We start from the raw sequence: 16,578 nt of genomic DNA, 5'->3' as shown, positions 1-16,578 counted from the left end.
TTGACTCAGGTATTCTGGATCTTTATGACCTTCCGGTTTGGCCACCACCAGTTCGGCGCCATAACACAACGTCCATAAAAATTCCCACACCGACACATCGAAACTGTAAGGGGTTTTTTGCAGGACTTTATCTTCACCACTCAGCCCGTACGCCTTCTGCATCCAATCCAATCGGTTACTTAAAGCCTGATGTTCAATCATCACGCCTTTCGGCTGACCGGTGGAGCCCGATGTGTAAATCACATACGCCAAGTTACGCGCATTTTGCTCTGCTAAATGCTCAGGGTTTTTCTCGGAATAATCGTGGGCTGTTTTTAACCAGTCGTCACTGTCCAGTGACACTACCGATAATGCAGCAGGAAAACGAGACGCCAATGCCGACTGTGTCAACACCTGCGTTAAACCGGTGTCGTCCAATACATAGTGCAATCGTGCATCGGGGTAGCTCGGATCCAGTGGCACATAAGCCCCGCCCGCTTTTAATATTCCCAACAGTCCAATCACCATTTCCATGGAACGTTCAACGCACAATCCCACCAAACGGTCGGCAACAATCCCTTGCTCGCGCAGGTAATGCGCCACTCGATTCGCCGCAGCATTCAATTCCGCATAGCTGAGCGTTTGATCGTCAAAACGAACCGCAATCGCATCGGGTGTTTTCTTCACTTGCTGCTCAAACAGTTCGTGGATCAATTGCTCCGATGGGTAATCGGCCGCTGTATCATTCAGCGTTTCCAATTGATAACGCTGCTCGTCTTCTGACAGCATTTTTAAATTGTGAACGTGCTCTGCCACTAAAAAGCTTTCAAGTATAGTCTTAAGATGAGGTAATACATTGGTTATGACTCTCTCAGAGTACAATCCTGGTTTAGCTTGCAACTGTAAATGAACTTGCTCATCCGCTTGTACTAACAAAGTAATGCCAAAGTTAGTTTCTTCAAATATTTCTACTTCATTGACAGAAAGCTTTGAGTTGTTTAGCTGCTCACCAATTGCTTTATCAACTGGATAATTTTCAAAAACCAATAACGTATCAAAGAGTTGCCTCTGATTAGAACACTCCAATATTTCGTGTAATGGCAAATAACTGTAACCATCAGACGAAATATGTTGTTGCTGTAAATGGGAAAGCCACGAGTTAATTGATAGACCTGAATTACTTGAAAAATCGACTACAACAGGAAGGGTATTGATAAACAAGCCTATCATTTCTTCAACGCCAGGCAGTTCAGCAGGACGTCCCGAAACAACCGTACCAAAAACAACTTTTAATTGATTCGTGTACCTCGCTAATAACAGAGCCCAAGCACCTTGCAATAGCGTGTTTAAAGTACACCGATTATCCTTCGCAAACGATTTTAGTTTTTCTGTGAATGGAGCATCCAATATTAAAGAACGATTCTGAAAGTGGTCTATAACATCGGTTGTCGACTGTGGGAATGATTCAAAACCATCCACTTGAGACAAATACTTTTTCCAATAGGCTTCCGCTTTAGAACGATCTGCATTAACAAGCCACTCAATATAATTACGATATTGAGGTGGAGAAGGAAGTACAAGCTGTTCGTTATTCAACAACGCGTAATAAAATTGCATAACCTCTTTAAACAACAAGGCATTACACCATCCATCCCACAACGCATGATGATGAGACCAAAGCAATTGATAGCTATTGTCTGCTAATCGAAAAAGTGTCAGTCGCATTAGAGGCGCACGTTGCATGTCAAATCCTTGCGACTTATCATCTTCTCTCGCGAGCTGGATGTATTTTTTTTGCTCCGCTTCATCTTTCTCACGCAAATCGAATTGATACCAATTTAATTTGGCTTGAGTGACAACTTGATAATATTGATTTTCAGAAAGAACGAACGCTGTTTTCAATATATCGTATCGATCGACTACCTTTTGCCAGGCTTGTTGAAAAAGCTCGGTATTTATCCCGTCAACGCTCAGCAACATTTGGTTTACGTACGCATCCGGTGAAATTTCGCTATGGTATAACAATCCTAATTGCATACCCGTAGCAGGATAAATATCATGAACGTTGTAATGTGACTCGAGCTCTGTTAAGGAAGCCTGACTTAGTCCAGATAGCAAGACATCACTTGGTGTTAATCCTCCCGCCTCTTTGCTGATACAGTGGTATACAACCTCTTCTAATGACGATTTTATTGCATTAACAAACTGGTCAGCAGAATCCTTTGAAATAACGCCTTGATCGTAGTGTATATCAAACTTCAAACACCCATTTACGACCATACCATTGAGTACCAATGCTTCTGATGATCGATATAGAGGACTGATATTGGTTCCCGTGGACTCCTCAGCAAAACTAAAATCCGATAAGTTAGCAATTACCTGATCGAACTGTCCCAAATAATTAAATACGATTTCAGGAGATTGCTGGTCAAATGTTAATTCGTTTGACAATTCGGTAAGTACACCGAAACCTAAACCACCATTAGGCACTGCACGATATTGCTCTTTAACGCCCATAATCAAACTTTTTAACGAATTGCTATTTGCTTTTAAAGTCAGTGGATAAGTACAGGTAAACCATCCGACAGTCTGACTGAGGTCGTACTGCTCATCAGGAACATCCCGACCGTGACCTTCCATTAACAATGACATGTTGTCGACACCTTGCCACCGACGATAAGCCAGTAAAAGTGACGCCATCAGTAATTCGTTAATATGTAATCGATACGGCTGACCGGCTTCACTTAATAGTTGACGTGTAATTTCTTCCGTCCAAGTAACAAAACAGTGTGCCTTAGAACCAGACAATGTAGGATCGCCATCCCGTGGCAATAAACGAATCGAGTCAACTTGATCTTGCCAGTAAGCATACTCGCATTTTAACGATTCATCTTTCGAAAATTCGTATAAAAATTGTGAAAATTGCTGTATCGAAGTTGTCTTTGGAGGTAAAAGCAATGGCTGTTCTTCACTTAACTGCTTCCATAAAGTCATTAAGTCTTCTAAAAGAATACGCCACGAAACCCCATCAACCAATAAGTGATGAATGACCCAAAGCAATCGCTTTTCTTCACCTGACTCGATCAACACACACTTCATTAATGGCCCTGTTTCGATATTCAAGCTACTCTGAACTCGCTCAGCTTCCTTGGTAATTTCTTGTTCATCGTATGAATTAATTGTGAACTGTTCAATGCACTCCTTAATTGAATACTCGTCAAGATTTAAAAAGTAACCTTCATTATTTGGTGAAAACCTCAACCTCAGTACATCATGCCTTTGAACCAGGTGAGTTAACAAAACCTCCAGTTTTAAGAGCGTTAAAGCGTTGGGTACTTTTAGCATAATCGATTGATTAAAATGATGCTTTGCCGTACCGTTTCGTAAAAACGCTTTATGAATGGGAATGAGAGGTAAAGCACCATGACTTGGGAATTGATCAGCAACGATTTTTTTCTTTTCGCTAATCAATGGAGCAAGTTCAGAAATGCTCTGATGTTCAAAAAGCTGTTGTGTTGAATAATAAAGACCTTGCTTAGCAGAGCGCGCAACCGCTTGAATAGATAATATGGAGTCACCACCTAGCGCAAAAAAGTTATCATTTATGCCAACACATTCCAACCCTAACAACTCTTGCCAGATTGTTACCAAAATTTTCTCACGATCATTTCTTGGGGCAACATAACTAATTGAGTTACTTTCTTGCATTTCAATTTTAGGCAGTGCTTTTCTATCTAGTTTTCCGTTAGCGCTGAGTGGTAGTTTTTCGAGTGTTTTAATGAAAGATGGCACCATGTATTCGGGTAATGTCGCCTTTAGCTTACTCATCAATTCTTGCTGATCAAATTGACCACAAACATAAGCTACCAACATTTGGTGCTCAGAATTACCGGTGGCAATCACAGCGGCATCCTTAACATTTGCAACGCGCAAAATTTGCTGTTCAATTTCACCTAACTCAATACGAAATCCGCGAATTTTAACTTGATTATCCAATCGTTCCAGGTAGTCAATATTCCCATCCGGTTTTAAAACGACACGATCGCCAGTTTTGTATAAACGCTTACCGGTATGAAAAGGGCTCGGAATAAATCGTTCTTTTGTTAGTTTGGTATTGTTTAAATACCCCCGAGCAAGTCCTGCTCCACCAATATGTAATTCACCAGGAACACCAATTGGACATAAATTTAAATGTGTATCTAATACATAAAGTTGAATATTTTGGATCGGTTTTCCAATCGGCACACTCATTCGGTCATCTAATGTACTACAGTCAAAGCTCGAAACATCAATCGCTGCTTCCGTTGGCCCATAGAGATTATGAAGCTTTACATGCGGTGCTTTCTCGAATAGTGCTTTGACCTCTTTAACTCTAAGCGCCTCACCACTGCAAATCACTAAACGTGTTGCATCAGAAAAGCTGGAATCGGGATAAGTCAAATACGCACTCAGCATTGAAGGTACAAAATGCAACACACTGATATTTTGACGATGAATAAGTTTGTGTAAATACTCTGGATCCTTATGCCCTTCTGGTTTCGCAACAACTAAACAGGCTCCGTATCCTAATGTCCATAAAAACTCCCAAACGGACACATCAAAACTGTAGGGTGTTTTTTGTAACACTCGATCTTGACTATCAAGCTGATAAGCATTTTGCATCCAGTCAATACGATTAACCAACGCTTGATGCTCAATCATTACCCCTTTGGGTTGCCCTGTAGAGCCCGATGTATAAATAACATAAGCTAAGTTTGATGCGTTTTGGTCCGTAGTTTTTATCAGATTACTCTTTGAATGATTTTGAATGCCTCGTTCGTCTAGCTTATCAATACGAACTAACTCCACCACTTGATCAATATTGATTTTCTCGACCAACGAAGATAACGTTAACACCAGATTTATATTTGAATTCTCGATAAGAAAAACTAACCGTTCAGTGGGATAACTTGGCTCTAACGGTACATAGGCTCCACCCGATTTTAAAACCGCTAAAATAGAAACCACCATTTCGACACTGCGTTCAAAGCAAATTCCTACCAAAGTGTTAGGTTGTACACCCTTTTCCCTAAGAAAATGAGCGAGCTGATTTGCTGATTCATTCAGTTCACGATAGCTTACGTGTCGATCGTTAAAAACAAGCGCTATATTGTTTGGCTGTAATTTCACCTGTTCTTCAAACAATTCATGAATTAATAAATGCTCTGGAAATCCTTTATTCGTTTCATTAAATGTATTGAATATTTTATGAACTTCCTGTTCAGATATCATTTGAAGCTCGGCAAGCTTTGATTGCTTCCCCTTCACCATTTTCGATAAAATCGTTTCAAAATGTTCGCAAAATCGCTCAATCGTTTCCTGGTCAAAAAGAGACGTATCGTAAATCCAACTCACATTTATTTCTGAACGACTTACTTTAAAGCTTAACTCTAAGTCAAATTTCGCTACTGTCTCGGAACTTGATATTGGCGAAAAAGTCAACCCAGGCAATAAAACTTGACCATCACTCTCATTGTTCATACTTAACATTATTTGAAACAATGGTGAATGCGTGTTGTCTCTAGAAATATTACATTTATCGAGTACTCTCTCAAATGGAACTTCACTGTTATTCTGAGCGTTAACATGCTGTTCTCGAACATGATTCAAGTAATCCTTTAAATCACTATGCTGAATGTTCGTTCTAAGGGCAACGGTATTTACAAAAAATCCAATAAGTGATTGAAGTTCCTCTCGTGCCCTATTGGCCACAGGCGTTCCTATAATGATTTCACTTTGATTACTATGTCGACATAAAACCAACGCCAAAGCAGAATGCAATACCATAAACGGAGTCATTTGCATTTCTTTGGCAAATTTCGTTAAATCATTGGTAATATTTTTATTTAAACAACGGCTAACGACAGAGCCATATCGCATTTGACTTTTTGTTCGATGTCGACTTATAGGTAAGCTGTGTACGGTTGGAGCATCTTTCAGCTGCTTTGCCCAATACTCTAGCTGCTCATGATAATATTGCCTTTCTGCTTCGTTTCGTTGCCATATCGCATAATCAGCGTACTGTATCGAAAGCGGATCCAGCTCCACTGCATCGCCATTGGAAAACGCTCTGTAATACTCTACAAATTCGTTAATCATAATACCCACCGACCAGCCGTCAGAGGCGATATGGTGCATATTAAAAATCAACAAATAACGTGCATCTTTTCCTTTCCCACCCAATGACAAACACGTTACTCTTACCATTTGGTCATTTTTCAAATCAAAAGGCTTAAAGAGTTCCTCTTGCGTTAATCGTTCAATATACTTTTTACGTGATTGCTCTTCACATTGACTCAGGTCGTGTTTTTTCAAACGAAATGAAAAGCTATCCTGAATAACCTGCTGTGGTTTACCTTCATCATCTTTATAAACTGTTCTTAATATTGCATGCCGTTCTATGATGCTCGAAACGGATTTTTCTACCGCTTCAAGATTCAGTTGCCCCATCACCTCAAACATCAAGGGTATATTGTAATGGACAGAGCTTCCTTCAATTTTATCTATCATCCAAACGCGCTGTTGTGAAAACGACAACGGAATTCGAATATTGGATTTATTGACTACTTTAATTTCGTTGTTTTCTTGCTCCTTTAACCAACGAATCAGTTCAGGCTTTCGTTCTTTTATTTTAGAAACTACCTCACCAGTTAATACACCAGGAGCCGCCTTTACTTTAAGCTTATCGCCTTCCAAGTAAAAGCTGATGGAACGATCAATACAATCGTCAATAAATTCTTCTATCATCATAACTCTAACTCTTCAGTTTGATTATCGTCAGCCTGAGTAATTTTACTAAAGCGCTCCTGCGTTAACTGTTGTTTAGCACTCGCTTTATCTATGGTTGATGCTAGGCTGGAGAGCGTGGAATTCTCAAAAACATCGCGCATTGTTAAACTAATTGAAAAATTTAGCTTTAATTTATTGACCAACTGAATAAGCAAAAGTGAATACCCACCTAGCTCAAAAAAGTTAGCCGTTCGACTGATTTTCTTGTCATCCAAATTGAATAACTGACTCCAAATTTTTGTTAACTTAATTTCAGTTTCAGTTTCAGGTGGTAAATACTCATTTTGGAGTGCTATAGCATCAGGAATCGGTAGTGCGTTTTTATCAACCTTTCCATTTGCAGTAATTGGCAAAGATTCAATAAACATAAAATAAGATGGAACCATGTACTCAGGCAGATGCTTTTTCAACTCCTGCTTAAGGTCCGAAGTTAATGCCTTATGTTCATTCTCAGAGGTACTTTCAGAAAGAATGTAGGCAACCAGTTGTTTGTTATTTTCGGAAATCTCCCGAACGGTTACCAAACAGGAATCTACTTGTTCGCAATTGTTAATATGTTGCTCAATTTCACCCAGTTCTACACGAAAACCACGAATTTTTATCTGGTGGTCTACTCGACCGATAAATTCGATATTCCCGTCTGACATATATCGCCCTAAATCACCGGTGCGATATAACCGCTGATTAAGACCTTTATGAAAAATAAATCTTTCTTGAGTAAGTTCCTCTGCACCATAATAACAACGAGCAACACCTTCTCCACCGATACAAAGTTCTCCAACAATGCCAGGAGGCAACAACTGCTGTTTTTGGTCGAGAATATAAAAGCGTTGATTCGAAAGCGGTTTACCGTAGGGAACCGATTTTTTCCCGCTGGTATCTTCTTTAATTGGATAATGAATTGACCATATTGATCCTTCAGTCGCTCCACCTAAACTGTAAGTATGAACGCCGGGAAAGACATTCCACAGTCGTTTAGGCAATAAAGGATCGATCCAATCGCCACTCATAAGTATGTTTTTCATAGGTGCAGTGCATGTTCTATTTTCTGCTTCAAGTTGCTCTGCGAGTAATCCTGCTGAAACAGGCACCGTATCCCAGAAAGTCACGTTATACTTTTCAACCATCTCTAACCAATGCGCAGGATCCATTGCCTTATCATCATCTGGGAATACAATTGTTCCACCTGTAGCCAACAGACCAAACAAATCATAAACAGACAAATCAAAACTGAGAGCGGAAACTGCCAGCACTTTATCATCCGAATTAACATTGTACTGAGCATTAATATCTAGAATTGTATTGACGGCTGAACGATGCTCTATTGCAACACCTTTTGGTTGTCCGGTTGACCCCGACGTGAATATTACGTAAGCCAAATTGTTTGGAGACTGCAAAAACTCAAAATTCGGAATAACTTTTTCGAGCTCCAGCGACACCACTTGAATTGCTTCAATAGCTATACTTTCTGCACCTTTTATAGAATATTGTTCATCATTTAACAGCACAAATCGACAACCAGCCTTGTTGACAATATTTTCACAACGTTCATCAGGCCATTTTGTTTCGACAGGTAGATAGGCCCCACCCGACATCATAATTGCCAATGTCGCAACAAGCTGCCACCGTCCTTTAGGCAATCGAACCGCAACTAATTCCTCAACAGCAACGTTCTTTTCTTTGAGCACACGATATACAGCATAAGACGAACAAAACAACTCACCGTAAGTCATTTCACCGTCCACATCCTGTAATGCAATCGCTTGAGGATTTTTTAATACTTGTGCGAAAAAAAGCTCGTGCAATCGCTGCTCAATAGGGTAATCCACTTGAGTATCATTCAACGTGTGTTCAAGATAGTGATGCTCTTTTGGCGACAACATGTTTAAATCATTCAAAAGCGAAGCTGATTGACTGCTAAACTCAGACAATAATCGACTGAAGTGATCATCCAATTGTTCGATATGTTCTCGCGTAAAAAGCGTTGTATCGTAATTCCAACTCAGCGCAATGGTATCGTCCTGCCATTGAGCATTCACTTCCAAGTCAAATTTAGAAACAACTTCTTCCTGGTTTAATGCACTAAAACGAACGCCCGGCAATGATAACTCAACATCTTCGTTGGTGTTCATGGTAAACAAGATTTGAAATAACGGGGTATGCTGAGTACTGCGTGGTACTTTACAATGTTCAACCAACTGTTCAAAAGGAATGTCCTGATGAGACTGAGCCTCTAAGTTCACTGCACGAACATGCGATAAGTAATCACTGATTGTGCAATGATCCGTATTCACTCGCAGCACTAATGTATTCACGAAAAAGCCAATTAAAGACTCCAGCTCTGACTGCATACGATTAGCGACCGGTGTACCAACAACGATATCCGAGTGATTACTGTGACGCGATAATACCAGTGAAAAGGCCGCGTGCAACAACATAAACGGTGTCAATTGATGATGCTGCGCGACCAATGCTAATTGTTTCACCACTTCTCCCGACAACTTACTGGAAACAATGGCACCTTGATGACTTTTAATATCCGGTCGCGAAAAATCTAATGGCACACTGTGAACAACTGGCACATCATCCAACTGATTTTGCCAGTAACTTAATTGCTCCTCTAATACCTCACCACTTAAGTAATTTCGCTGCCAATGTGCATAGTCAGCATACTGCACTGATAAAGTGGGCAGTTCCGCTGGCACTCCTTCTACTATCGAACGGTACTGCGCAATAAACTCCTTAAGTAATATGCTCATTGACCATCCATCGGATGCAATGTGATGCATGTTGAATAATAACAAGTTGGGAGTATCGGTATCAGAATCCGACAGTTGAATAAAAGTGACTCGTACCATTAAGTCATGAGCTAAGTCGAAAGGTTTTAAACAATCTTCAGAAACCAACGTTTTGGCTTGAGCAGCACGTGCCTCACTTTCAATATGGCGAATATCAATGCGATTTATTGTAAACTCAAATGCATCACGAATGACCTGAACTGCACTGTCTTGTTCGGCTTCAAAAACGGTTCGTAAGCTTTCATGTCTTTCAATAATACGAACAATAGCTTGCTCGGCAGCATCCACATCAAACGTTGAGTCAACATCAAGTACTGCTGGCATGTTGTACTCGGCACTTCCCCCTTGGAGCTGATCGATAAACCACAAACGTTGTTGTGCGTAAGAAAGCGGTTGAGGCTCGTTCTGCCTATGAGTAGAGACAACAGGCGCTCTTACTGCATTGTTAGAGATCGTTGTTAGTTTTTGAGCCATAGTGCGAATGGTTGGCGCTTCAAAGATAGACTTTATTGATAGCTCTTTCTTTATTTGTGTTCGAATCTCTGTGGCTAAGCGAACGGCCAATAGTGAATGCCCTCCTAATTCAAAGAAATTGGCATTTACACTGATTGACTCAACGTCTCGATTCAACAAGTCTGACCAAATGTTGACTAACGCATGCTCCGTTTCTGTTTCTGCAGGTTGATACTTTCCAAAACGAAACGCCTCATTGGGTTCTGGTAGTGCATTTCGGTCAATTTTACCATTAGGTGTCAGTGGTAATTCGTCGAGAATAACCCAAGCGGTAGGCATCATATACGACGGCAACGAGCTAGCAAGTTTCGACTTAACGACTTCTAGTGCCGAATCCAATTCCCCATCTTGAGCATTTAACTTATCTTTGAGCTCAAGATAAGCCGCGAGATACTCTTCACCGACTTGACCTTTTACTAAAATTACTGCTTTTTGAACATCACTGCACAAAGATAACTGGTGTTCAATTTCTGCGAGTTCAATTCTGTAACCTCGCACTTTGACTTGATGGTCCACACGCCCAAGAAACTCTAATCGGCCTTCACCTTTATCACGAACTCTATCACCCGTACGGTAAAGTCTACACTCAACGCCATTGATCGAATGCAGTTTAAAACGCTCAGTAGATAATTCGTAATTATTCCAATATCCCCTAGCAATACTCGCACCACCTATATAAAGTTCACCTATAGCTCCAGTAGGTGCGAGGTTGCCTAATTCATCCAATAAGTAGTGCTGATAATTAGGCAACGAATTCCCTAACAGTATTTCATGCTGGGTGATCTGCTCCTTATCAACTTTACCAATCATGGACCAAACGGTCGCTTCAGTAGGGCCATAACAATTCCATAGCTGATGACACGATTGAACAAGATAACGTGCTAACGATACAGGTAACACTTCACCACCCGACAATACTGTCAGGTCCGCTTTTCCAGCCCAGTTGTGAGATTTGAGCAGTTGCCAAGTCGCCGGTGTAGCTTGCATCAAAGTGATCGACTTTTGTTCCAAAAGTTGAACTAATTTCGTTGGTTCCATTGCGTCTTGTTTAGCAGCGATTGTAATTCGCGCACCTTGTAATAAAGCAGTGATTAATTCTAATCCCGCAATATCAAAAGCAATGGTTGTTACGGCTAATAAGCGGCATGACTCTCCAAAGCAATCGCCCAATTGCTCACGCATTGCATGAGAGAAGTTAACGAAAGCTGAGTGCTCAATCATAACGCCTTTGGGCTGTCCAGTTGAGCCCGATGTATAAATCACATAGGCCAAATTACTTGAACTTTGCCCTGGTAAACGAGTTGGATTTTCAGATGGATAGTTATCGAACATCGATGTTTCCGTATCGAGTTCAATCAAACAAACGTCTTCCCTTAAGGCGAGTGCTTCAGTAATTTTATTGTGTGTTATAAGCCACTTTAAGCCCGTGTCTTGTTGTAAAAACGTCAGCCGCTCAGTTGGATAATCAGGATCCATAGGAACATAGGCTGCTCCTGATTTTAAAATACCGAATATAGCAATTACCATATCAATTGAGCGGTCTAAACAAATACCCACTAGACTCTCAACACCCACACCTTGTGCTCTTAAATGATGAGCCAATCGGTTCGATGATGCATTCAATTGAGCATACGTTATTGATCTATTTTCATACTCAAGGGCGATGGCATCAGGAATTTTTGTAACGAGCTTTTCAAATTCTTCATGTATACATTGGTCAAGCGGGTACTCTTTGACGGGTCCTTTTAATAACTCTAAGCTTTTCACTTTTTCAGATTCGGAAAGCATGGAAAGCGAGCTAAGTTGGTTTTCGCTTTGGCGAACCATAGACTCCAGCAAATGCATAAAATGCTTATTCAGCTGTTCAATATGTTCTCGCGTGAAAAGCGTTGTATCGTAATTCCAACTCAGCGCAATGGTATCGTCCTGCCATTGAGCATTCACTTCCAAGTCAAATTTAGAAACAACTTCTTCCTGGTTTAATGCACTAAAACGAACGCCCGGCAATGATAACTCAACATCTTCGTTGGTGTTCATGGTAAACAAGATTTGAAATAACGGGGTATGCTGAGTACTGCGTGGTACTTTACAATGTTCAACCAACTGTTCAAAAGGAATGTCCTGATGAGACTGAGCCTCTAAGTTCACTGCACGAACATGCGATAAGTAATCACTGATTGTGCAATGATCCGTATTCACTCGCAGCACTAATGTATTCACGAAAAAGCCAATTAAAGACTCCAGCTCTGACTGCATACGATTAGCGACCGGTGTACCAACAACGATATCCGAGTGATTACTGTGACGCGATAATACCAGTGAAAAGGCCGCGTGCAACAACATAAACGGTGTCAATTGATGATGCTGCGCGACCAATGCTAATTGTTTCACCACTTCTCCCGACAACTTACTGGAAACAATGGCACCTTGATGACTTTTAATATCCGGTCGCGAAAAATCTAATGGCACACTGTGAACGACTGGTACATCATCCAACTGATTTTGCCAGTAACTTAATTGCTCCTCTAATACTTCACCACTTAAGTAATTTCGCTGCCAATGTGCATAGTCAGCGTACTGCACTGATAAAGTGGGCAGTTCCGCTGGCACTCCTTCTACTATCGAACGGTACTGTGCAATAAACTCTTTAAGCAAAATACCTCTTGACCAACCATCGGATGCAATGTGATGCATGTTGAATAATAACAAGTTGGGAGTATCGGTATCAGAATCCGACAATTGAATAAAAGTGACTCGTACCATTAAGTCATGAGCTAAGTCGAAAGGTTTTAAACAATCTTCAGAAACCAACGCTTTGGCTTGAGCAGCACGTGCCTCACTTTCAATATGGCGAATATCAATGCGATTTATTGTAAACTCAAATGCATCACGAATGACCTGAACCGCACTGTCTTGTTCGGCTTCAAAAACGGTTCGTAAGCTTTCATGTCTTTCAATAATACGAATAATAGCTTGCTCGGCAGCATCCACATCAAACGTTGAGTCAACTTCGAGTACTGCTGGCATGTTGTACTCGGCACTCCCCCCTTGGAGCTGATCGATAAACCACAAACGTTGTTGTGCAAAAGACAACGGTAATCGATTGGTCGTTCTTACGATAGGCGAAACCGACTGCGATGCTTTATTACCACTCGACTGCTCAATGATTTGAGCCATACTGCGAATGTCAGGATAATCAAAAGCAGCTTTAATGGGTAACTCTTCACTCAAGGTTTTACGAATTTCTGCGATTAACCGAACAGCCAATAACGAATGACCGCCCAATTCAAAGAAGCTAGACGTTACACCAATCGTTGACGGTTCCAACTTTAATAATTTTGCCCATATAATCGAAAGTGCTTTTTCAATATCCGTTTCCGGCGGTATAAAATCATTTTGAAATAATGCTCCTTCAGAATTTGGCAAAGCTTTCTTGTCAACTTTTCCATTAGGACTTAATGGCCATTCCTCCAATAGCACAAACGCTGCAGGTACCATATATTCCGGTAATTTTGCCTTGAGAGACTCGCGAATCTTCGCGATCAAAAGGCTTTCATCAAGCGATTTGTCCGGAATGATATAGGCCACTAAGCGCTTAACGTTGTCCTCCTCTCTTAATAAAACCAAGCTCGATCGAATTCCGTTACACTTAAGAATTTCCGTCTCAATTTCACCAAGCTCAATTCGAAACCCATGCAGTTTTATTTGGTCATCAAACCGCCCCAAAAATTCAACATTTCCACCTTCCCCATACCGAACTAGATCACCTGTTTTATATAAACGTGACTTCGGATCTTTGCTGAATGGATTTCTAACAAAACGCTCTTTGGTCAGCTCTTCTCGATTTAAGTAACCGCGCGCGATCCCTACACCACCAATATATAATTCACCGGCCACACCATACGGCAACAATTGTTTTTTAGCATCCAAAATATACAATTTTGCATTATCAAGTGGACGTCCAATGCTTATGCCTCGAGAACTGTTCGCATTTTTATCAAGCTGATCGATATTATGATACGTTGTAGAGCCTACTGTGGCTTCGGTTGGCCCGTATTCGTTGATGTAGTAACCATTCGGTAACAAATGATTACGCCAGGGATAAAGATGTGCTTCAGTTAACGCTTCGCCTGCTATCACCAATACATGACGAGAAGTACAACTTTTATCTAAAGAGCGATTACTCGCGATCGCTTCAAGGTGAGCAGGTGTAATTTTAAAGAGTAATTGACGGCTGTTATCAAATAAACATCGTTCCAAATGATTAAGCAGCGACCGATCATCAGGCAATAATTCGATATACTTTCCGCAAAATAATGGCGGGAATAGCGAACCTACCGTAGCATCAAAAGCAAGTGTAGAACTGACAACTCCACCTTCAACACCATTGGGCATAAATGCTTTTTGTGCAAAATGAACAAAGTTAACAACATTTTCGTGTTCAACCATGACGCCTTTCGGTTTTCCGGTTGAACCCGATGTATAAATGACATACGCTAAATTTGAAGTATTCTGTTCATTCAATCGATTTAAATCGCCGTTAGCATAATGACTTAAACTTTCTATAAAGAGTGGATCATCAACTACGATTTTATTTACTTTTTTGGATATTTTAAGTGAGTCGGCAACGGAAGAATGAGTAATAATATGTCGTACATTTGTATCCGAAAGCATATAATTAAGACGATCTTCAGGATAGCTAGGATCAAGAGGAACATAGGCACCTCCCGCCTTTAATATTCCCAAAATACCAACGATCATTTCCAGAGAACGCTCAATGCTAAGTCCAACAATGGTTTCAGCACCGACACCTTGCTCTCTTAAATAATGGGCCAATCGATTTGATGCAGTATTTAACGCCTGGTAGGTTATTTTTTGATCGCCACAAAGAACAGCTAATGCATCGGGATTCGCTTTTACTTGTTCTTCAAAAACCTCGTGAATTAACATTTCCTTTGGAAATTCAGCAGTTGTCTCATTCAATTGATCTAACAAATAATGTTGTTCTTGCTTCGACAACATGCTCAATTGCTCTAGTCGACTTTCGGGGTTATCAGCAATTCCCTCAAGTAAACGCAATAAGCTCTGGCTCATTGCTGAAATACGTTCACGTTTGAACAATGAGGTATCAAAAATCCAGGTGATACGCCCCCCCGTCTCTTCCAACTGTCCAGTTAATGTTAAGTCAAAACGCGCGCTGACTTGAGTGTTACCGTATTGGTTAATTGAAAGGCCGGGTAAATTAAGTTCGCTCATTTCAGTCGTGTTCATAAAAAACATTATCTGGAATAGCGGTGTGTATTGATTGCTTCTTGGCACTTTACACATTTCTACTAACTGTTCGAATGGCACATCCGGATTCGCTTGAGCATCCAGATTTACTTGTCTAACATGTGAAATATAATCAGCAAAGCTGTCGTACTCGGTATTAACACGCAACACTAAAGTATTTACAAAAAAACCAATGAGCGACTCAAGTTCTGGTTGTTTACGATTCGCGACCGATGTACCTAATACAATATCGTGCTGATTACTGAAACGAGCAATTACAAGACTAATTGCCGCGTGAAGCAAAATAAAAGGTGTAACTTTATATTGTCGCGCAATCGATAACAAAGTCTGACTTAATGATTTTGATAAATCCAAATGAACAGCTTCGCCTCGATGTTGTTTTGATTCTGGGCGTACAAAATCCAACGGCAAACTGTGCTGCACAGGTACATCAATGAGATGTTGTTGCCAGTATTGCTTTTGACGTTCTAGACGCTCTCCTTGTAATTTTTCACGCTGCCAATAAGCGTAGTCCGCATACTGAATGGGTAAAGGCTCTAGCTCGATACTTTGGGCGTTTCGTAAAGCTTGGTAAAGTACAGCAAACTCTTTAACCATTATATCCAACGACCATGCATCCGATACAATGTGATGTGTATTAAAGAGCAACACTCCTTTTTGATCCTCACCTTCTCCTGATAGCCATAAATAGGTCACTCGAACCAGTAGGTCAGACGATAAGTCAAAAGGCTTTTTTGCTTCGCTCTCAATGAGTGAATGAATATGGTTGTCGCAATCTTTTGAACGCAGCGTTCGAAAGTCTTCTATGTGAATTTCAAAATCAAACGACTCTTTAATGTGTTGAAATGCACCATCCTGATCTTCCTTAAATACAGTCCTTAATGGTTCATGTCTTTGAATAAGTTGAATCATAACGCTTTCAGCGACTTGAATATCTAAAGCCCCCTCAATACTCAATGCAAGTGGCATGTTGTATTGTGGACTACCGCCCTCCATTTTGTCGATGAGCCACAGTCGTTGCTGAGCAAACGACAATGGTATAGCCTTACCATTGCGCTCAAATGGTTTTATGGTTTCACGATCTGCAGTTTTCTTTTGTCGGTTTTTTTGGGCAAGAAGCTTAACTAATTGTTCCCTATTTAACGAGCTGTTCATATGATCACCTAAA

At 40.6% G+C, this 16,578-nt stretch carries 2 protein-coding genes; both read right to left on the bottom strand.

Going from position 1 to position 16,578, the window contains the following annotated elements; all coding sequences use genetic code 11:
- A partial coding sequence (locus ACTUJY_RS09995; protein WP_463615942.1) for an amino acid adenylation domain-containing protein occupies positions 1 to 6,768 on the bottom strand: 6,768 nt, incomplete at its 3' end.
- Positions 6,765 to 16,565, bottom strand: coding sequence for a non-ribosomal peptide synthetase (locus ACTUJY_RS09990; protein WP_463615941.1), 9,801 nt, complete (start codon positions 16,563 to 16,565; stop codon positions 6,765 to 6,767). The genes ACTUJY_RS09995 and ACTUJY_RS09990, both read right to left, overlap by 4 nt.
- Between the last annotated feature and the right edge of the window lie 13 nt (positions 16,566 to 16,578).

The sequence above is a fragment of the Pleionea sp. WD8-19 genome (assembly GCF_055326765.1).
This window is presented reverse-complemented; position numbering and strand designations above follow the sequence as displayed.

Bases quoted from the DNA above. Each gene is read 5' to 3' on its own strand.
- ACTUJY_RS09990 (WP_463615941.1), bottom strand. From the start codon at position 16,565: ATGAACAGCTCGTTAAATAGGGAACAATTAGTTAAGCTTCTTGCCCAA.